Source organism: Muricoccus roseus (assembly GCF_900141905.1).
In the GTDB taxonomy this organism is placed as follows: Bacteria; Pseudomonadota; Alphaproteobacteria; order Acetobacterales; family Acetobacteraceae; genus Roseomonas; species Roseomonas rosea.
Window position 1 is genome coordinate 106,763 of the sequence record NZ_FQZF01000016.1, and the last position, 19,261, is coordinate 126,023.

Below are 19,261 nucleotides of genomic sequence, written 5' to 3' on the forward strand. Positions count from 1 at the left end.
CTCCTTCCCGCTCAGGCGAAGACGCCGATGGGCCAGGGCACGAACTCGCTCTCGCCCGCCCCCTCGATCTCGCCCTTGGTCTTCTCGCCGGAGGCATGGCGCAGCAGCGCCTTGAAGATGCGGCGGCCCATCTCCTCCATGCCCACCGTGCCATCCAGCACCGGGCCGCAGTCCAGGTCGATGTCGTCGGGCATGCGCGCGAAGGTCTCGCTGTTGGAGGCGATCTTCAGCGTCGGTGCGGGCAGGGAGCCGAAGGGCGTCCCCCGGCCCGTGGTCATGGCGATCAGCGTCGCGCCGCCGGCGATCTGGCCGGTGACCGAGACCGGGTCGTAGTCCGGCGTGTCCATGAAGACGAGGCCGGGGCCGGTGACGCGCTCGCCATAGCGGAACACGCCGGAGATTGGCGCGGTGCCGGCCTTCAGGGCACCGTCCATGGACTTCTCCAGCACGCTGGCCAGCCCCGCCGCGGCATGGCCGCGATCCAGCACGCCGTTCAGCTGCGTGTCCTTGCCCCGGTTGTACTCGCGCCACCAATCCAGCCGCGCGCGCAGCGCCTCGGCCAGGGCGGGCGTCTCGGCGCGGGCGAGGAAGGCCTCCTCCATCATCAGCACCTCCGGGGTTTCGGAGAGGATGGCGGTGCCCCCGGCCCGGATCAGCAGGTCCACCGCCACGCCCAGGGCGGGATTGGCGGAAAGGCCGGTGAAGCCGTCCGGCGCGCCGCATTGCAGGCCCAGCACGAGGTGCGAGGCCGGCACCTCCTGCCGGCGCGCCGCGTCGGCGGCGGGAAGCATGGATTGCACCATGCCCTTGGCCGCCTCCACCGCCTTCTTCACGCCGCCGACCTCCTGCAGCACCACGGTGTGCAGGCGTTCGCCCACCGCCAGCTTCTCCTGCTCCAGGAAGACCTTGAGGTTGTTGCGCTCGCAGCCCAGCGCGACGACCACGGCGCCGGCGGTGTTGGGATTGCGGATGAAGCCGGAGAGGGTGCGGCGGAGCAGGTCCATCGGCTCTCCGGTCATCTCCATCCCGCACCCGATCTCGTGGATATAGGGCACCACGCCGTCCACATTCGGAAAGTCGGCCAGCCGCTCCTCGTCGAACCAGTCGGCGGCCTGGCGGGCCGCGGTGGCGCCGCAATTGCCGACGACGAAGACGCCGATGATGTTGCGCGTGCCCACGCGCCCGTCTTCCCGCACGAAGCCGCGGAAGGTGGCGGGCCCGGCCGGCTCGAGCGGCCCTGCGCCGCGGCGCGGGAACAGGCCGGAGGGCGGCACGCCGGCCGGGGAAAGATCGGAGGCGCGAAGGCGCTGGCCGGCGGCGATGGGGCCCGAGGCGGTGCCGATCGGGAGCCCGCCGCGCAGCACCACCTCGCCGACGGCGACGGCGCGCGTGGCCAGCTTGTGGCCGGCGGGCACCTCCTCCAGCGCGGTCACGCCCTCCCCGTCCAGCCTTTCGCCGGCCGGAAGGGCGCGGCGCGCGACGACGACATGATCCCGCGGATCGAGGCGCAGGATCTGGCTCACCGGGCGGCTTCCGGGTGGGGATGGGAAAGGGCGGCACGGGACGTGGGCATGAGCACGGATCTTCCTCCCAGCGGGCGCTTGGCGCTCCTGCCGCGCAGGCTATGCGAATGGGCGATGCGGGTCCAACATCACGAAAGCATTTCAACGATACCAAAGCTGGATCGCCGTGCTCGACCTGACCCATCTTCGCTCCTTCGCCGCCCTGGCGGAGGAACTGCATTTCGGCCGGGCGGCCCGGCGCCTGCACATGACCCAGCCGCCGCTCAGCCGGCAGATCCGGCTGCTGGAGGCAGAGCTGGGACTGCGCCTTTTCGACCGCACCAGCCATTCCGTCGCCCTCACCCCGGCCGGCCATGCCTTCCTACCGGAGGCACGGGCCCTGCTGGGGGCCAGCGAGCGGGCGGTGCAGGCGGCGCGGCGGGCGGCAAGGGCGCCCGGCGGCGGCACGCTGACGATCGGCTTCCTCGGCGCCTCCACCTATGCCTTCCTGCCCCGGCTGATCAGCCAGGCCCGGGCCGAGCTGCCTGATACCGTGCTGGTGCTGAAGGAGATGTCGGGCGTCGCGCAGATCGAGGCGCTGGAGCTCGGGCGGATCGATCTCGGCCTCGTCCGGCCGGTGCCGGAGCCCTTCGACGGCGTCTCCTCCTGCGTGATGCAGGAGGGCCTCGCTCTGGCTCTTCCCCAGGGCCACCCCCTGGCCGGCCGACGTCGACCCGCCCTGCGTGACCTGGAGGGAGAGGACTTCATCATGTTCTCGCCGGACGGGCCCTATATGCATGCGCTGCTGTCGGATGCCTTCCGCGCGGCGGGGGTGCGGCCGCGGGTCGTGCAGGCGGTTTCCCAGTCGCAGACTGTGCTCTCGCTCGTCAGCACCGGGATGGGCGTGGCCATCGTGCCGGAGGAAGTGCGGAGCGCCTGCTTCGACAACGTGGTCCTGCGCCCGATCGCCACCACCCCAGGGCTGGCGGTGGAGCTGCACGCCGTCTGGCGCCCGGGGAACGGAAACCCTGCCCTGCCGCCTTTCCGGGAGATGCTGCACCGGGTGATGCCGCCGCCACCCCTGGGGAAGCCGCCTTGAGCACTCGCGCAAATTGCGAAGCGGCAGGCACCTGGCCTAGTGTCGGGCCGCTTTCGGCAGGCGCCTGACCGGGGGCGAGTGCTCACAGGAACGGGAGTGGACCATTCTCCACGCTGACCGGTCGATCGACCCGCCGACCGGCTCCTCCAGCCCCGCGGCAGCCGGCCTGGAGAGGGCCACGCCGCTCCGGCCGGGAGATCTGGTGCTCGTCACGGGCGGTTCAGGCTTCCTCGGCTCGGCGGTGGCGCGCTCCCTTCTCGCCCGGGGGCTCCGCGTGCGCGCCCTGGTCCGCCCGACCAGCCCGCGCGGCAATCTGGAAGGCCTGGGCTGCGAGCCCGCGCAGGGCGACCTGACCGACGCGCCTTCTCTCCGCGCCGCGCTGCAGGATGTGCGGCATCTCTTCCATGTGGCGGCGGACTACCGGCTCTGGGCGCCCGATCCGGGCGTGCTGCTGCGGGTGAACGTGGATGGCACCCGCGCCCTGATGCGCGCCGCCCTCGATGCCGGGGTGGAGCGGATCGTCTATACGAGCAGCGTGGCCGCCCTGAAGGTGGCGGGCGCCACCGCGCCGGTCGACGAGACGGCGCCGCTGGACCCTGACGAGGCGATCGGCACCTACAAGCGCAGCAAGACGCTGGCCGAGCGCGTGGTGGAGGAGATGGTGGCGCGGGACGGGCTGCCCGCCGTGATCGTCAATCCCTCCACCCCCATCGGCCCGCGCGACATCCGGCCGACACCGACCGGCCGCATCATCCTGGATGCCGCGCGCGGCAAGATCCCGGCCTTCGTGGATACCGGACTGAACTTCGCCCATGTGGATGACATCGCGGAGGGCCATCTCCTAGCCTTCGAGCGCGGGCGGATCGGTGAGCGGTACATCCTGGGCGGGGAGAACGTCTTCCTGCAGGAGTTTCTGGCGGAGGTCGCGCGCCTTACCGGGCGCCGCGCGCCGACCATGAAGCTGCCGCGCGGCCCGCTCTACCCCCTCGCCCTGGGGGCAGAGGCGGTGGCGAAGCTGACGGGGAAGGAGCCCTTGTTGACCGTGGATGCGCTGCGCATGTCGCGCTACCGGATGTTCTTCACCTCCGCCAAGGCGGAGCGGGAACTGGGCTATCGCGCGCGCCCCTGGCAGGAGGGGGTGGCGGATGCGCTGGCCTGGTTCCGGAGCGCGGGCTACCTCGCATGAGCGTCGCGCTGTTCCTCGGCCTTCTACCGATGCTGATCTGGCTGGCGATGCTGCTGGCCAGGGGCGGCTTCTGGCTGGCGCGGGACCGCGACGACCGCGACACGCCGCCCGAGCCGGCGCAATGGCCGGCCGTGGTGGCCGTGGTGCCGGCGCGGAACGAGGCCGACGTGATCGCGGCCTCCATCGGCAGCCTCATGCGCCAGGACTATCCAGGCCCCTTCCGCGTGGTGCTGGTGGATGACGGCAGCACGGACCGCACGGCCGAGACGGCGCGCGGCGCGGGCGGCACGGCGCCGCTGGAGGTTCTCACGGGCGCGCCCCTCCCCCAGGGCTGGACGGGCAAGCTCTGGGCGCTGGAACAGGGCGTGCGCCACGCGACCGGCTCCGGCGATGCGCCGGCCTATGTGCTGCTCACCGACGCCGATATCGGCCACGCGCCCGGAAACCTCCGCGCTCTGGTCGCGCGGGCCGAGGCGGGGCGCCACGCGCTGGTCACGCTGATGGCCGAGCTCTCCTGCGTCACGCGGGCCGAACGCTTCCTCATCCCCGCCTTCGTCTTCTTCTTCCAGATGCTCTACCCCTTCGCCTGGGTGAGCGATGCGCGGCGCCGCATCGCGGCCGGCGCGGGCGGCTGCATGCTGGTGCGGCGCGAGGCGCTGGAGCGCGCGGGCGGCATCGCCTCCATCCGCACCGCCATCATCGATGATTGCGCCCTGGCGCGCCGCCTGAAGGCCCAGGGCCCGATCTGGCTGGGCCTGACCCATCGTGCGAAGAGCCTGCGCCCCTATGGCGAGGTGGCGGAGATCGGGCGAATGGTGTCGCGCTCGGCCTATGCGCAGCTGCGCTATTCACCGCTTCTGCTGGCGGGAACGGTGCTGGGCATGGTGCTCACCTATCACGTGCCGCCTGCGCTGGCCGTGTTCGGCTCGGGCTGGGCGCAGGCGGCAGGCATGGCTGCCTGGGCGATGATGGCGCTTGCCTTCCAGCCCATGCTGCGCTTCTACCGCGTCTCGCCGCTCTGGGGCGTGGCGCTGCCGGCCATCGGGGCGGCCTATACCTGGTTCACGGTGCAGTCCGCGCTGCAGGTCTGGCGCGGCAAGGGTGGAATGTGGAAGGGCCGCGCGCAGGCCATGGCAGGTGGCGCATGAAGGACGTTCCGGCAGACCTTCTCTCGGACGACACAGCCGCGCTCGACGACATCGAGGCCGGCGTCTCGCGCGCCGCGGAGGCGCTGCGCCGTCAGCAGCGCGAGGACGGCCACTGGGTGTTCGAGCTGGAGGCGGATGCCACCATCCCCGCCGAATACATCCTTCTGCGCCAGCACCTGGCCGAGCCGGACGCGCCGGAGCTGGAGGCGAAGCTCGGGCGCTATCTCCGCCGCATCCAGGGCGACCACGGCGGCTGGCCGCTCTTCCATGGCGGCGCCTTCGACATCAGCGCCTCGGTGAAGGCGTACTTCGCGCTGAAGATGATCGGCGACAGCCCGGAGGCGCCGCATATGCAACGCGCCCGCGCGGCCATCCTCGCGCATGGCGGCGCGGCGCGCGCCAATGTCTTCACGCGCATTCTCCTCGCCCTCTATGGCGAGCTCTCCTGGCGGCACGTGCCCACCATCCCGGTGGAGATGATCCTGCTGCCTCGCTGGTTCCCCGTGCATATCGGGCGCATGTCCTACTGGGCACGCACCGTGCTCGTGCCGCTGCTGGTCCTGCAGGCGCTGCGCGTCCGCGCGCGCAACCCGCGCGGCGTGCGGATCCAGGAACTGTTCGCGCGTGGCCGCGTGCCGGCGAGGAAGACGCGCACGCACCAGCACCCGGGCTGGGCCCTGTTCTTCAACGGGCTGGATGGCGGGCTGAAGGTCGCCGAGCCCCTCTGGCCCCGCAAGCTGCGCCGCCAGGCGATCGAGCGCTGCGTGCAGTTCGTGACGGAGCGGCTGAACGGCGAGGACGGGCTGGGCGCGATCTACCCCGCCATGGCCAATGCCGTGATGATGTATGATGCGCTTGGCTATCCGGAGGACCACCCGGACCGCGCCATCGCCCGCAAGTCCATCGAGAAGCTGCTCGTCATCCGCGAGGACGAGGCCTATTGCCAGCCCTGTGTCTCCCCGGTCTGGGACACGGCGCTGACCGCCCATGCGATGATGGAGGTCGGCGGCGAGGCGGCGGAGCAGACCGTGCCGCAGGCCCTCGCCTGGTTGAAGCCCTTGCAGGAGCTGGAGGTGAAGGGCGACTGGGCCGAGCAGCGCCCGCATGTCCGCCCCGGGGGCTGGGCCTTCCAGTACCGGAACGCCCATTACCCGGACCTGGACGACACGGCCGTGGTGGTGATGGCGATGGACCGCGCCCGCACGCAATTCGGTCTCGGCAAGGACTACGACGAGGCGGTTGCGCGCGGCGCCGAATGGACGGCCGGCCTGCAGAGCGGCAATGGCGGCTGGGGCGCCTTCGATGTCGACAACACGCATTACTACCTGAACAACATCCCCTTCGCCGACCACGGCGCGCTGCTCGATCCACCCACATCGGATGTCAGCGCGCGTTGCGTGGGCATGCTGGCCCAGCTGGGCGAGACAGCCGAGACGAGCCCGCGCATGCGCGCCGCCCTCTCCTATCTGGAGCGGGAGCAGGAGGCGGATGGCAGCTGGTTCGGCCGCTGGGGCGTGAACTATATCTACGGCACCTGGTCCGCGCTCCTGGCGCTGAACGCCGCCGGGCTGGACGGCAATGCGCCGAGCGTGCGGCGCGGCGCTGACTGGCTGCTTTCCATCCAGAACCCCGATGGCGGCTGGGGCGAGGATTGCGAGAGCTACAGCCTGGACTATCGCGGCTACGAGCCCGCGCCCTCCACCGCCTCCCAGACCGCCTGGGCCTTGCTCGGGCTGATGGCGGCGGGCGAGGTGGACCACCCGGCGGTCGCGCGCGGCATCGAATATCTCCGCCGCACCCAGGACGAGACGGGGCTGTGGCAGCAGGACGCCTATACGGGCGGCGGCTTCCCGCGGGTCTTCTACCTCCGCTACCACGGCTATCCGAAGTTCTTCCCGCTCTGGGCCATGGCGCGCTACCGCAACCTCAAGCGCGGCAATGCGCGGCGGCCGGCGCACGGGATGTGAAGATCCTCGCGGCCACGGGGCTGCAACGGGAAGCGCGCATTCTCGCCGGCCCGGGCGTGGCGGTGGTCGCAGGGGGCGGCGACCATGCCCGGCTGGAGGCGGAACTCGACCGGCTGGCGCCTGGGGCGCGCGGCATCATCAGCATCGGCATTGCCGGCGCGCTGGCCCCCGGGCTGCGGCCGGGCGACTGGGTGGTGGCGGATAACGGCACCGATCCGGGATGGGCAGGCCGCCTGGCCGCCCGCCTGCCCGGTGCTCGCCTGGGGGCGATCCTGGGCGTGGACGCGATGATGGCGGAGGCGGCCGGAAAGGCCGCGCTTCATCGGGAAACTGGGGCGCTGGCGGTGGATATGGAAAGCCATGTGGCCGCCCGCGTGGCGCGGCGCCACAACCTGCCCTTCGCCGCCGCCCGCGCCATCTCCGACGCCGCGGACCGCTCCCTTCCCCCCGCCGCCCGGGTTGGGATGCGGCCGGATGGGGGGATGGACCTCCCTGCCGTGCTGCGGGCCCTGGCCCGTGACCCCTGCCAACTCCCCGCCCTCATCCGGACGGGGATCGAGGCCGAGCGGGGCTTCCGCGCCCTACTCCGCGGCCACCGTGGGCTGGGCCCCACCCTTGCCGGCCCCGTGGTTGATCTCGATTCGGCGTGACGCCTTGGGGTTGGCCGTGCGGATCTCGGCCAACTTCTTCTCGACATGGCCGGAGAAGACGTATTGGGCCGGGCGCTGGTTATCCAGCGAGATGTCCTTCGCCATTGCCCCTTCCGTGCGGATGCCGCCCAGCGTCACGGCCAGCGCCTTGATAGGGTTGGTGACCATGTGCTTCACGGCCGAGGCCTCGAAGCCTGAATGGACCATGCAATCGGCGCATTTCTCGTAGTTGCCGACACCGTACTGGTCCCAGGCCGTGTCCTCCATCAGCTCCTTGAAGGTCTTCGCGTAGCCCTCGCCGAGAAGGTAGCAGGGCTTCTGCCAGCCGAAGACCGTGCGCGTCGGGTTGCCCCAGGGCGTGCAGTGATAGGCCTCGTTCCCCGCCAGGAAGTTCAGGAACATCCGGGACTGGGTGAAGGGCCAGGCCTTGCCGCCATTCCCGCGCGAGAGGATGCCGCGGAACAGCTCCTTCGTCTTCGTGCGGTTGAGGAAGTGCTGCTGGTCCGGCGCGCGCTCATAGGCGTAGCCGGGCGAGACGGTGATGCCGTTCAGCCCGAGGGCCGTCATCTCGTCGAAGAAGCGCGCCGTCTGCTCGGGGTCGGCATCGTTGAACAGCGTGCAGTTGATGCTGACCTGGAAGCCCTTGGACTTGGCCAGCTTGATGGCCTCGACCGCCTTCTCATAGACGCCGTCCTGGCAGACGGACTTGTCGTGCATGGCCTGGTTGCCGTCCAGATGGATGGACCAGGTGAAGGACGGGCTCGGCTTGTAGTCGTCGATCTTCTTCGCCAGCAGCAGGGCGTTGGTGCAGAGGATGACGAACTTATTGCGGGCCAGGTAGCCGCGCACGATCTCCGGCATGTCCTTGTGCAGCAGCGGCTCCCCGCCCGCGATCGAGACCACGGGCGCGCCGCACTCGTCGATCGCCTCCATGCACTGCTCGACGGTGAGGCGCTGGTTCAGGATCTCGTTCGGATAGTCGATCTTGCCGCAGCCGGCGCAGGCCAGGTTGCAGCGGAACAGCGGCTCGAGCATCAGCACCAGCGGGTAGCGCTTCCGCCCCGACAGATGCTGCTTGAGCAGATAGGCCCCGATCCGGGCGGCCTGCAGCACGGGGATACCCAAGGCTGCGCTCCTCTTTATTCGGCTGGCTGGACGAGCGTCGGGGCCGACGGCGTCCGGAGTTCGACGGGAAGGCGGAACTCGACGTTTTCCTGGATTCCGGTCATGGCCGCAACCTCCACCTCACCATGGCGGCGCAGGGCAGCCAGAACGTCCAGGACGAGCTCCTCCGGTGCCGAGGCCCCGGCCGTGAGGCCGACGGTGCGCACACCGGCCAGCCAGCCCGGGTCGAGCTCGCCGCCATCCGCAATGAGGTGGCTCGGCACGCCGTGTTCAAGCCCGATCTCCCGCAGCCGGTTCGAGTTGGAGCTGTTCCGGCTGCCGACGACGAGGAGAAGGTCCACCCGCTCGCACAACTCCCGCACGGCCGCCTGGCGGTGCTGGGTGGCGTAGCAGATGTCCGAGACATCGGGCCCCTCGATCCCGGGGAAGCGGGCCCGCAGGGCGGCGATGATGCCGCGGGTGTCGTCCACGCTGAGGGTGGTCTGCGTGATGTAGGCCAGGGGCGCATCGGCCGGCAGCTCCAGCCGAGCCACGTCCTGCACGGTGGAGACGAGGTGGACGGGGCCATCCACCTGCCCCAGCGTCCCCTCCACCTCCGGATGCCCGGCATGGCCGATGAGGACCAGTGTCCGGCCGCGCGCCGCGTAGCGCTTGCCCTGGGCGTGCACCTTCGCCACCAGCGGACAGGTGGCGTCCAGCACGGGCAGGCCGCGCGCCGCCGCCTCGCCCACCACGGACTGCGCGACGCCATGGGCGCTGAAGATGGTCACGGCCCCGTCCGGCACCTCCGAGAGCTCCTCGACGAAGACCGCGCCCTTGGCCTTCAGTGTCTCCACCACATGGCGGTTGTGCACGATTTCGTGACGGACATAGACCGGTGCTCCGAACCTTTCGAGCGAGCGCTCGACGATATCGATCGCCCGGACGACCCCCGCGCAGAACCCACGGGGTTGAGCCAGAAGAACCCGCATGCGCACCGAATCCCTCGCACTGGGCCGCCACGAATGGGCGCCGAATCCGAGGTTAGGCATGGGGCCGCCGTTTTCCTATAAGGAAGGCGATCCCGCTTGTCGGATCGGGTTGCGCTTTGCCCCGCCCCGGCCATTAATCAGCCCCCGGCGCACCCCGCCGTTTCATTCCTGGGACCAGCGCATGTCGTCCATTCCTGCCGAGACCGTTCCTCTCGACAGCCCCAAGGTTGCCGCCGCCGACCACTATGCCCGGCACTGGACCTTCGACCGGCCCGGGCCCATCCGCATCGGCAGCGACGAGCATGGCGAGATGTTCGCCCGAATGCTTCTCGAGACGCACAACCCGTACAAGCCGAGGGTGCTGGATTGGCCCAAGCTGGACCCGGAGGCGCATCGGCGCCTGACCAGCCTGCCAATCTGGGACATCGCCGTGCAGACCGAAGGCCGCGCCTCGCTTCGCGTGCTCGACTACGCGGCCACCATCCGGGACCCGCTGATGAACGAGGCGATGGTCATGGATGGCAACGAGGAGGCGCGCCACAAGAAGGTGCTGTCCAACCTCGTCGAAGCCTACGGCGTCGTGCTCGAGCCCGAGCCCGAATACACGGGCTACAAGGACTTGGAATGGGGCTGGATGCGCACGGGCTACAGCGAGTGCATCGACAGCTTCTTCGCCTTCGGCCTCTTCGAGGCGGCACGCCGCTCCGGCTATTTCCCGCCGGATCTCGTGGATACCTTCGAGCCCGTGATCCAGGAGGAGGCGCGCCACATCCTCTTCTTCGCGAACTGGGCCGCCTGGCAGCGCGCGCGCCAGCCCTTGTGGCGCAAGCCGTATTTCCTGGCCAAGACCGCCGCCGTCTGGGCCGTGCTGATCTGGGACCGGCTGGTGATGGCCCGCGACCTCGGCGGCGCCTCCAAGCAGACGAACTTCACCGCCTCCTCCGATTCCATCGGCATCAGCATGGATGCGTCGGAGCTGATCGATATCTGCCTGGCCGAGAATGACCGGCGGATGGCCGGCTACGACCCCCGCCTGCTGCGCCCGACCACCGTGCCCTTCTTCATCCGCATCGCCCGCCGCTTCATGCGGAACCCGCGACCCGCGAGCGCCCCGGCATGAGCGCCAACACCGTCATCCACCGCATCGTCCGCCCGGCCGTGCGTGCCGTGGCGCCCACGGGCATCCGGCCCAACACCATCACCACCATGCGCCTCATCACCGGCATCGCGGCGGCCGTCGCCTTCGCCTGGGATGCGGGCTTCTGGCAGCATGTGGGGGCGGCGATCTTCCTCCTCTCGATGCTGCTCGACCGCGCGGATGGAGAGCTGGCGCGCTCCACCGGCCAGACCAGCGCGGCGGGGCATCGCTACGACCTGTTCAGCGACTGCTTCTCCAACATCATCGCCTTCCTCGGCATCGGCATCGGCCAGATGGTCCATCTCGGCTTCACCGGCCCTTTGCTGGGCGCGCTGGCAGGGGTGGCGATCGGGGCGATCTTCTACCAGCTCCATGTCATGCGCATCGGCACGCTGCGCGGCTACGACCTGGCGCCCGGAATCACCATCGACCCGGACGACCTGCTCGCCCTGGTGCCCGTGCTGGTCTGGGTGGGGGCGACCGTCCCGATGCTCTGGGCCGCGGCGATCATCACCCCCGGGGCGGCGCTCTACCTCGCCATTGCCGGGACGCGGCACGCGCGGGTGCGGTCGTAAGCGGTGGATTCTGGCCTGTCGGGGTGTCCCGGAGAGGGCGCTGCCCTCTCCGGGCCTCACCCGCCAAGGGCCTGAGGCCCTTAGATACCCAGCTGACTGCCGTGGATACGATGATCGGCGGGGTCGCGGGTTGCGCCGTGCCCTTCCTGTGATTGCAGTCGCCTCGGGTCCATGACCCGAGGCGCATGGTCAGGCCCGTGATTCCAGACTTAAAGGACGGACCAACAGATCAGAACCAAAGCCAGGGCCGGATGACGCGGCTTGCGAGGTGGCCAGGGTGCTTTCGATGGCTTCAAGCAGCCGCTCGAAATCCCTCCGGTCCAGCGCGCCGATGCAGCCGATGCGGAAGCTCTCCGCCTGCGTCAGCTTGCCCGGGTAGATGAGGAAGCCCCGGTCGGCCAGCGCGTCGTAGAAGTCGCGGAACACCAGCCGGCCGTCCGGCGGCATGCGGAAGGTGGCAATGATCGGCGCCTGCACCGCCTCGTCGAGGAACAGCTCGAAGCCGAGGCGCCGCATTCCGGCCAGGAGCGTGTCGAAATTCTCCTGATAGCGCCTGCGCCGTGCCTGCGGGCCGCCCTCTGCTTCCAGCCCGCGCAACGCCTCCACCAGCGCGGCCACCACCTGCACCGGCGGGGTGAAGCGCCACTGCCCGTCCTTCTCGAAGCCCTTCCACTGGGCATGGAGGTCGAAACTCAGCGACGGGCTGTTCCCGGCGGCCCGTTCCAGCGCCGCGGGCTGAATAAGTGCAAAGCCCAGCCCGGGCACCCCCTCCAGGCATTTGTTCGAGGATGCCAGCACGGCCGTAGCGGGCGTGGTGCGGAGGTCGAGTTCGAGAGCACCGAAGCTGCTCATCGCGTCCAGCAGGAAGGCTCTTCCCTCCCCCGCGACCACGGCCGCGATCTCCGGGACCGGGTTGAGGATACCGGTGGTGGTCTCGCAATGGACCAGCGCCACATGGGTGATGGAGCGGTCAGCGCGCAGTGCTTCCGCCACGCGCTCCGGCTCCACGGCGCGCTCCTCCGGCCAGCGGATCGCCTCCACGGCACGGCTCATCCGCTGGGCGATGGCCACCATCCGCTCGCCATAGGCGCCGTTGACGAGCACGAGCAGCTTGTCGCCCGGCCCGACCAGCGTGGCGATCGCCGCCTCCACGATGAAGGTGCCGGAACCCTGCAGCGGCACCGCCACATGGCTCTCCTCCCCGCCCGCCACGGCCAGCAGCCGCTGCCGCAATTCGGCGGTGAGGGCGATGAAGGCGGGGTCCCGCGAGCCCCAGTCCCGCAGCATGGCCTGTCGGGTGCCCGGCGCCGTGGTCAGGGGCCCGGGGGTCAGCAGGATCGGGCTTTCGCTCATGATGGGCTCCGCAGACGGGAATCGGGCAGCGCGGCGCTGGTGCCCACGCTCCATCGCCACGCGACGACACCGGGCACGCCGAGGATGATGTCGCGGATCCGCCGGATGAGCACCAGGGCGATGGCACGGTCCGGCGGGATGCCGAAAAGGGCGCAGATCAGCACATAGCCACCCTCCTGCACGCCCAGCGCGCCGGGGATGAAGAAGCCTGCGCTCCGCACGGCCTGGCCGAGGCTCTCGATGACCAGCGCCTCCGCCAGCCCCGCCTCGATGCCCACGGCCTGCATCGCGGCCCAGGTCTCGGCCACGCCGATGAGCCATGAGGCGAAGTGCCAGAGCCCGCTGTGCCAGAGCCGCCGGGGCTGCCGGTACAGCTGCTGCACCGTCTCGTTCAGCCCGGACAGCTCGCCCAGGGAGGTCCAGCCCGCGCGCGCCGCCAACTTGGGCAGCATCGTCTCCACCACCTTGAACAGCCCCCAGCGCTGCGCGGCGATGAACACGCCCGTGATCCCCGCGCCGAGAGCGGTGCCCACCACCGCCCAGGTGAGGGTGTCGGAGCCCGTGGCATGCGGGATGGTCAGCAGCACCGCGAGGCCGAGGAGGGAAAAGACGATCTGCGACGCCATCTCCGTGCCGAGGTCGATGGCGAGGCTGGCGATGACCCGCACCTTGCTGACGCCGTAGCGGACCAGGATCTGCGCGCGGATCAGCTCGCCCATGGCCTGCACGATGGGCAGCAGCGCATTGGTGGAGACGCGGACCCAGCGGAGGAAGGCCAGGCCGAACGGGCCGGGCCGGCGCGGATCGTCGATCAGCGGCCCCCAGCCGAGGCCGGAGGCGAAGATCTGCGCGATGTTGAGCAGGAGGACGGCCAGCATCCACCACCCCGTCTCCAGCAGGAGACGGAGGATCTCGGCGGGATCATTGGTCGCGATGAGCGCGACGGCGATGGCCAGCCCGACGATCAGGCTGACCGCTGTGGACCAGATCACGCGGAACCCGGCTCCGTGGTGGTGGGCAGCGGGGAGGCCAGGAAATCGCGGAAGCGGCGCGCGACATCGGCCGGCTTCACCGTGGGCCGTCCCAGCTTCGCCATGGAGCCGGGCGCGATCCGCAGATGGATCATCGCCGGCCCGCCAGCAGCCAGCACCGCGCGGAAGGCGGCTTCGAAGCCGTCCAGGGAAGCCGCCGAGGCCGCGTAGCGATAGCCGCAGGCGAGCGCGATGGCCGCGAAATCCACCGAGGGGGAGACGGTCGCCTGCCCGCCGGTGGAGTCATGCACCCCGTTGTCCAGCAGGACATGAATGAGGTTGCCGGGCCCATAGGCGCCGATGGTGGCGAAGGTGCCGAGCTTCATCAGCGCCGCGCCGTCCCCATCCAGGACCACAACGGGGCGGGCGCTGTTCATCGCCACGCCCAGCGCCATGCCGCTGGCCCCGCCCATGGAGCCGACTTGATAGAGGTGCTGCGGCCGGTCCGCGAGAGTGAAGAGCTCCCGCCCGCATTTTCCCGTGGTCGCGATGACGCCGGCCTCGTCCGGCACGATGGCCAGGAAGCGCTCAAGCACCTCGGCGCGGCCCGGGCGCTCGCCTTCCGCGGCGAAATCCTCGCGCCGGCCGGGTGCGGGCAGCGGGCGGGGCCTCTGGTCCAGCGCTCGCTCCGCCACGTCATCCTTGCGGACCACCATGGCATAGGGCAGGCCGGTGGCCTCCATCCGCTCCACGGCTAGCGCCAGGGCCGGGCGGAGCGCCTGGCTGGCCTGCGGGAAGGGCGCCTGCTCCAGCCGCATCAGGGCGATGAGGTCCTGGGTGATCCCGCCCATGACCTCATGCTGCGGCTCGTCGGGAATGCCGGGCTCGCCGCGCCAGGTCGTCAGGAACAGGGTGGGAATGCGGAACGGGTGGTTCAGCGAGGTCAGCGGGTTCACCGCATTCCCCAGGCCGGAGTTCTGACACATCACCACCGTCCGCCGCCCGGCCAGCCAGGCGCCTGAGGCGATGGCCACCGCCTCCCCCTCGCTCGCCGCGCCGACATAGGCGAGGGACGGCGTGGAGAGCACGCCGTTGATCAGCGGCGTGAGGAAGCTGCAGGGCACGCCCGTGTAGAAGTCGAAGCCGGCCTGGCCGGCCTCGGCGATGAAGTCGTCCGCGGTGATCATGTGAAGTTTCGGGCTTCCGCCAGGTCCGTCAGCGTGTTCACGTTCAGCCAGTGGCCGGTGAAGTACTTCACCCGCACCGGGTGCTTCGCGGCCAGGCGGGTCAGCAGCAGCGGCATGTCGCCGGTCTCCAGCAGCCCCTCGGCCTCCATGGCCGCGATCTCCTCTCGCAGCCATTCGGCGCCGCGCGCGCTGAAGCGCACCAGCCCCATCCACTCGCCGCAGGCTTCGCCCTGGGGGATGTCCTGCGCCATGCGGGTGAGATGCGCGGGCCGGTCATCCAAGTAGTCCCCGGAGAAGCGGCGGTCGGCCGCCACGAGGTCCCGCTGGCCCGGATGCGGCTGCACGCCCAGCGTATCCACCGCCACCACCACATCGGCGCTGCTGGTGAGAAGGCTGTCCAGGATGTAGCGGCGGAACAGCACGTCGCCATAGGCGACGATCGTCTCGCCCCTGATCGCGTCGCGCGCGCAGGCCAGGGACCAGGCCTCGCCCGTCTCGGCATGGCGGTCATTGTCGAGTGTACGGATGCCCTGCAGCGACACGGCTTCCTTGCGATAGCCGCGCACCACCGTCACGTCGCGCACGCCGCTCTCGCGGAAGGTGCCGGTCAGGCGCTGCAGCAGGGACTGGCCGCGGATGTCCAGCATGCATTTCGGCTGGTCCAGGGTCAGCCCGCCCATCTCCCCGCCGGAGGCGGCCAGCACCACGGCGGAGGGCGCGGGGCGCGCGGGCAGGTAGCGGCGCTCCGCCTCCTCCAGCTCCGCATTGCCCATGAGGCGGAAGATGTCCTTCACCGTGGCCACGCTGCCCTCGACGCGGACCAGTGACTCATCCTCATGGATCCGCGCCGCCGTCTCGCGCATCGCGGTCATGGAGGCGCGCAGCAGGTGGTTCGCCCAGATGATGGTGGAGATGCCGGCCTGGCGGTAGAGATCGGTCGGCGTCGAGTAGTACATGGTCGGCACGATCACGAGCGGCGCGCGGTTCGCCCAGCGCTCGGCGAAGGTGAAGATCTCGTCGGCGTTCGACTTCTTGGAATGGATGAGGATCGCATCCGCGCCCGCCGCGTGATAGGCCTCGGCACGCCGCAGCGCCTCCTCCATCGTATGGCCGGAGATCAGCGCCTCCACCCGCGCGACGAGGACGAAGTCGTCATCCGTCTGGCTGTCCTTGCCGGCCTTGATACGCCCGCAGAACTCATCCACATCCGCGAGCGGCTGCGCCTCCCCGATGAAGGAATTCGTCTTGGGGAAGAGCTTGTCCTCGATGCACACGCCAGCGATGCCGCGCTCGCACAGCTTGCGGACGAAGCGGCGGACATTGTTGAAGTTGCCGTGCCCCGTATCGCCATCCACCAGGATGGGCAGGGTGGTGGCGTCGGACATGTATTCCAGAACGTCCAGCACCTGAGTCCAGGACGCCTCGTTGCTGTCGCGCAGGCCCAGCGCCGCGGAGGTGGTGAGGCCCGAGGCCCAAATGCCGCGGAACCCGGCCTCCTGCACGATCTTGGCCGAGAGCCCGTCATGCGCTTCCATCAGGAAGGACAGGGAGGGCGAGGCGATCTCGCGCCGCAGCGCGGCGAAGCGCGTCTCCCGCGAGGCGGAGGGCAGGTTCCCGGGCCGCTGACCTGAAAGGCTTGCATCACTCAAGGCGCGTCTCTCATTCCGGAAAAGGCATGATCAGGCCCGCCAGGATGGCTGCCCTTGCAGACCCCTGATAGTAACTTTACTTTCACGCGGCTTGAAGGCCCGTCTAGGATCATCCGCTTGAGTGCTGGCACGCCGCTTCCATCCGCGATCATCCTGGCGGCAGGGGTCGGTCGGCGGCTCGGCAACGCCCATGACGGGCCGAAGATCCTGCTGGAATTCGGCGGCCGCACCCTCCTTGCCCGGCATCTCGAGGCGCTTGCGCGGAACGGGGTGGAGCGGGTGAGCATGACGGTCGGCCACCAACATACATCAATCGAGGCCGAGGTGCGGCGGCTCGGCTGGTCGGACAAGGTGCGGTTCGTGCACAATGCGGATTATCGCCAGGGCAGCCTCGTCTCCCTCTCGGTGCAGGGCGAAGCCCTTCGCGCGGGCGGGCCTGTGATCCTCATGGATGGCGATGTTCTGTACGATTCACGCATAATCGGCGCCCTGATCGACGCGCCGGGCGAGAATGTGCTGCTGCTGGACCGCGACATCGAGCCCGGCGACGAGCCGGTGAAGATCTGCTTCAGCGGCGAGACGATCGTGGATTTCCGCAAGAAGCCGGAGCATCCGCATGATCGATATGGCGAGTCCGTCGGCTTCTTCCGCTTCTCCGCCGCCACGGCCGCGGCCCTTGCGGATCGCAGCGCGGCGCTGGTCGCGGCCGGGCGAACGGATCTCGAATATGAGGAGGCGATCCGCGACCTCATCCTGGCCGAGCCCAACCGCTTCGCCGCGCGCGACATCACCGAGCTTCCCTGGATCGAGATCGATTTCGAGGCGGATGTCGCCCGCGCCCGCGACGAGATCCTCCCTCAGCTGAGGGCCGCCTGATGTCCCCCCCGCCTGTGACGCCGCTCCTCGACCGGGTACGTGTGCCGTCCGATCTCCGGAACTTCTCGCCCGAGCAGTTGAAGCAGTTGGCGGAGGAGGTTCGTGCCGAGACGGTTCACGCGGTCTCGACCACGGGCGGGCATCTGGGTGCGAGCCTTGGGGTGGTGGAGCTGACGGTGGCGTTGCACGCCATCTTCGAGACGCCGCGGGACCGGCTGATCTGGGATGTCGGGCACCAGGCCTATCCGCACAAGATCCTGACCGGGCGGCGGGACCGGATCCGCACGCTGCGCCAGGGGGGCGGGCTGTCCGGCTTCACCCGCCGCAGCGAGAGCGAGTACGACCCGTTCGGGGCGGCGCATTCCTCCACCTCCATCTCGGCCGGGCTCGGCATGGCGGTCGCGCGCGACCTGCTGGGCGCGCAGGGGCTGGGCCAGGGGCCCGAGCAGGCGGTGATCGCGGTCATCGGCGACGGCGCCATGTCGGCCGGCATGGCCTATGAGGCGATGAACAACGCGGGCGCGATCAAGTCCCGCCTCATCGTCATCCTCAACGACAACGACATGTCCATCGCCCGCCCCGTGGGCGCCATGTCGGCCTATCTGTCGCGGCTGATCTCGTCCCGCCCCTTCCTGTCCATCCGAGAGGTGATGGGCCGCATGGCCCGGCGCTTCCCCCGCCCGCTGGCCCAGGCCGCCAAGCGGGCGGACGAATATGCCCGCGGCATGCTCACGGGCGGCACCCTCTTCGAGGAGATGGGCTTCTACTATGTCGGGCCGATCGACGGGCACGACCTGGACCACCTGCTGCCCGTGCTGCGCAACCTGCGCGATGCCGAGGAGAGCGGGCCCATCCTGCTCCATGTGGTCACGCAAAAGGGCAAGGGCTACGCGCCGGCCGAGGCGAGCGACGACAAGTACCACGGCGTGGTCAAGTTCAACGTCGTCACCGGCGAGCAGGCCAAGGCCCCGCCCGGCCCGCCCTCCTACACCAAGGTCTTCGCCCAGGCCCTGATGGCCGAGGCCGAGGCGGACCCGCGCATCGTGGCCATCACCGCCGCCATGCCCGGCGGCACGGGGCTGGACGCCTTCGAGCGCAAGTTCCCCCGCCGGAGCTTCGACGTGGGCATCGCCGAGCAGCACGCGGTGACGTTTGCGGCCGGCATGGCCACCGAGGGGCTCCGGCCCTTCGTCGCCATCTACTCGACCTTCCTCCAGCGCGCCTATGACCAGCTGGTGCATGACGTGGCGCTGCAGAACCTGCCCGTGCGCTTTGCGATGGACCGGGCCGGGCTGGTGGGCGCCGATGGCGCGACCCATGCCGGGGCCTATGACATCGCCTATCTCGGCTGCATTCCGAACATGACCCTCATGGCGGCCGCCGACGAGGTGGAGCTGGTGCATATGGTGGCGACCGCCGCCGCCCATGACAGCGGCCCGATCGCCTTCCGCTACCCCCGCGGCGAGGGCACCGGCCTCGAGCTGCCGGCCCGCGGCACGCCCCTGCCCATCGGCAAGGGCCGCGTGCTGCGCGAGGGGAACAGCATCGCCATCCTCTCCTACGGCACCCGGCTGGCCGAGGCGCTGCGGGCCGCCGACGAGCTCGCCGCCCAGGGCCTCTCCTGCACGGTGGCCGATGCGCGCTTCGCCAAGCCGCTGGATACCGATCTGCTCGAGCGACTGGCCCGCAACCACAGCGTCCTGCTCACCGTCGAGGAGGGCTCGGTCGGCGGCTTCGGGTCCCTCGTCGCCCAGCACCTCGCCCATGCCGGGCTGCTCGATGGCGGATTGCGCTTCCGGCCGCTGGTCCTGCCGGATATCTATATCGACCACGAGACGCCCAAAAAGCAGTACGACCTCGCCGG

16 protein-coding genes are annotated in these 19,261 nt (G+C 70.1%); 9 read left to right on the forward strand and 7 right to left on the reverse strand.

The features are described 5' to 3' along the window. Nucleotides 1-11: 11 nt before the first annotated feature. Entirely contained in the window at nt 12-1,523 is a 1,512-nt protein-coding gene (locus BUB97_RS14600; protein ID WP_073135967.1) for a UxaA family hydrolase, read from the reverse strand. Between the two features lie 166 nt (nt 1,524-1,689). Here BUB97_RS14600 and BUB97_RS14605 point away from each other — a divergent pair, with 166 nt between their 5' ends. The 5 genes from BUB97_RS14605 (at nt 1,690) to BUB97_RS14625 (ending at nt 7,552) form a co-directional block, all read left to right on the forward strand. Continuing rightward, a complete protein-coding gene (locus tag BUB97_RS14605) occupies nt 1,690-2,601 on the forward strand; it encodes a LysR family transcriptional regulator (RefSeq protein WP_073135969.1) in 912 nt (303 codons plus the stop codon). 202 nt (nt 2,602-2,803) lie between these two features. Next, the gene (gene hpnA / locus BUB97_RS14610) at nt 2,804-3,787 is read left to right on the forward strand and encodes a hopanoid-associated sugar epimerase (protein ID WP_338141784.1); all 984 of its coding nucleotides are present in this window, start codon (nt 2,804-2,806) and stop codon (nt 3,785-3,787) included. After that, nucleotides 3,784-4,935, forward strand: a complete 1,152-nt coding sequence (locus BUB97_RS14615; RefSeq protein WP_073135973.1) for a glycosyltransferase — start codon at nt 3,784-3,786, stop codon at nt 4,933-4,935. Before hpnA ends, BUB97_RS14615 begins: the two co-directional genes overlap by 4 nt. Further along, a complete protein-coding gene (gene shc, locus BUB97_RS14620; protein ID WP_073135975.1) occupies nt 4,932-6,902 on the forward strand; it encodes a squalene--hopene cyclase in 1,971 nt (656 codons plus the stop codon). Before BUB97_RS14615 ends, shc begins: the two co-directional genes overlap by 4 nt. Further along, nucleotides 6,899-7,552, forward strand: a complete 654-nt coding sequence (locus tag BUB97_RS14625) for a phosphorylase family protein (protein WP_073135976.1) — start codon at nt 6,899-6,901, stop codon at nt 7,550-7,552. The genes shc and BUB97_RS14625 overlap by 4 nt, the downstream gene beginning before the upstream one ends. Here the strand turns inward: BUB97_RS14625 and hpnH are convergent. Beyond that, nucleotides 7,484-8,677: an adenosyl-hopene transferase HpnH gene (gene hpnH / locus BUB97_RS14630; protein WP_073135978.1), complete on the reverse strand. Its 1,194-nt coding sequence runs from the start codon at nt 8,675-8,677 to the stop codon at nt 7,484-7,486. The genes BUB97_RS14625 and hpnH overlap by 69 nt on opposite strands. Nucleotides 8,678-8,691: 14 nt before the next feature. Then, nucleotides 8,692-9,648 (reverse strand): 4-hydroxy-3-methylbut-2-enyl diphosphate reductase, encoded by a 957-nt coding sequence (gene ispH / locus BUB97_RS14635; RefSeq protein ID WP_073135980.1) that lies wholly within the window; start codon nt 9,646-9,648, stop codon nt 8,692-8,694. A 181-nt stretch (nt 9,649-9,829) separates the two neighbouring features. On the opposite strand from ispH, the gene BUB97_RS14640 reads away from it, so the two are divergent. Continuing rightward, entirely contained in the window at nt 9,830-10,768 is a 939-nt protein-coding gene (locus tag BUB97_RS14640) for an aminomethyltransferase (RefSeq protein ID WP_073135982.1), read from the forward strand. Beyond that, a complete protein-coding gene (locus BUB97_RS14645) occupies nt 10,765-11,361 on the forward strand; it encodes a CDP-alcohol phosphatidyltransferase family protein (protein ID WP_073135984.1) in 597 nt (198 codons plus the stop codon). Before BUB97_RS14640 ends, BUB97_RS14645 begins: the two co-directional genes overlap by 4 nt. A gap of 189 nt (nt 11,362-11,550) precedes the next feature. On the opposite strand, the gene BUB97_RS14650 is transcribed toward BUB97_RS14645, so the two are convergent. Genes BUB97_RS14650 through aepX form a run of 4 tightly spaced genes read right to left on the reverse strand, consistent with a single transcriptional unit; the run spans nt 11,551 to nt 16,521 of the window. Further along, a complete protein-coding gene (locus tag BUB97_RS14650) occupies nt 11,551-12,714 on the reverse strand; it encodes a 2-aminoethylphosphonate--pyruvate transaminase (protein WP_086062204.1) in 1,164 nt (387 codons plus the stop codon). After that, nucleotides 12,711-13,706 carry a lysylphosphatidylglycerol synthase domain-containing protein gene (locus tag BUB97_RS14655; protein ID WP_073135986.1) on the reverse strand — a complete coding sequence of 332 codons (996 nt, stop codon included), beginning with the start codon at nt 13,704-13,706 and terminating at the stop codon, nt 12,711-12,713. Before BUB97_RS14655 ends, BUB97_RS14650 begins: the two co-directional genes overlap by 4 nt. Beyond that, nucleotides 13,703-14,872, reverse strand: a complete 1,170-nt coding sequence (gene aepY, locus BUB97_RS14660; protein WP_073135988.1) for a phosphonopyruvate decarboxylase — start codon at nt 14,870-14,872, stop codon at nt 13,703-13,705. Before aepY ends, BUB97_RS14655 begins: the two co-directional genes overlap by 4 nt. Beyond that, complete coding sequence (gene aepX, locus BUB97_RS14665) at nt 14,869-16,521, reverse strand: phosphoenolpyruvate mutase (RefSeq protein ID WP_086062205.1); 1,653 nt, start codon at nt 16,519-16,521, stop codon at nt 14,869-14,871. Before aepX ends, aepY begins: the two co-directional genes overlap by 4 nt. A gap of 117 nt (nt 16,522-16,638) precedes the next feature. Between aepX and BUB97_RS14670 the strand changes: the two genes are divergently transcribed. Both BUB97_RS14670 and dxs read left to right on the forward strand, forming a co-directional pair. After that, a complete protein-coding gene (locus tag BUB97_RS14670; RefSeq protein ID WP_073135990.1) occupies nt 16,639-17,397 on the forward strand; it encodes a phosphocholine cytidylyltransferase family protein in 759 nt (252 codons plus the stop codon). After that, a partial coding sequence (gene dxs, locus BUB97_RS14675; RefSeq protein WP_073135993.1) for a 1-deoxy-D-xylulose-5-phosphate synthase occupies nt 17,397-19,261 on the forward strand: 1,865 nt, incomplete at its 3' end. The genes BUB97_RS14670 and dxs, both read left to right, overlap by 1 nt.

Coding starts and splice junctions, on each gene's coding strand:
- ispH (WP_073135980.1), bottom strand. CDS start 9,648: ATGCGGGTTCTTCTGGCTCAACCCCGTGGGTTCTGCGCGGGGGTCGTC.
- BUB97_RS14615 (WP_073135973.1), top strand. CDS start 3,784: ATGAGCGTCGCGCTGTTCCTCGGCCTTCTACCGATGCTGATCTGGCTG.
- shc (WP_073135975.1), top strand. CDS start 4,932: ATGAAGGACGTTCCGGCAGACCTTCTCTCGGACGACACAGCCGCGCTC.
- BUB97_RS14640 (WP_073135982.1), top strand. CDS start 9,830: ATGTCGTCCATTCCTGCCGAGACCGTTCCTCTCGACAGCCCCAAGGTT.
- BUB97_RS14645 (WP_073135984.1), top strand. CDS start 10,765: ATGAGCGCCAACACCGTCATCCACCGCATCGTCCGCCCGGCCGTGCGT.
- BUB97_RS14650 (WP_086062204.1), bottom strand. CDS start 12,714: ATGAGCGAAAGCCCGATCCTGCTGACCCCCGGGCCCCTGACCACGGCG.
- aepY (WP_073135988.1), bottom strand. CDS start 14,872: ATGATCACCGCGGACGACTTCATCGCCGAGGCCGGCCAGGCCGGCTTC.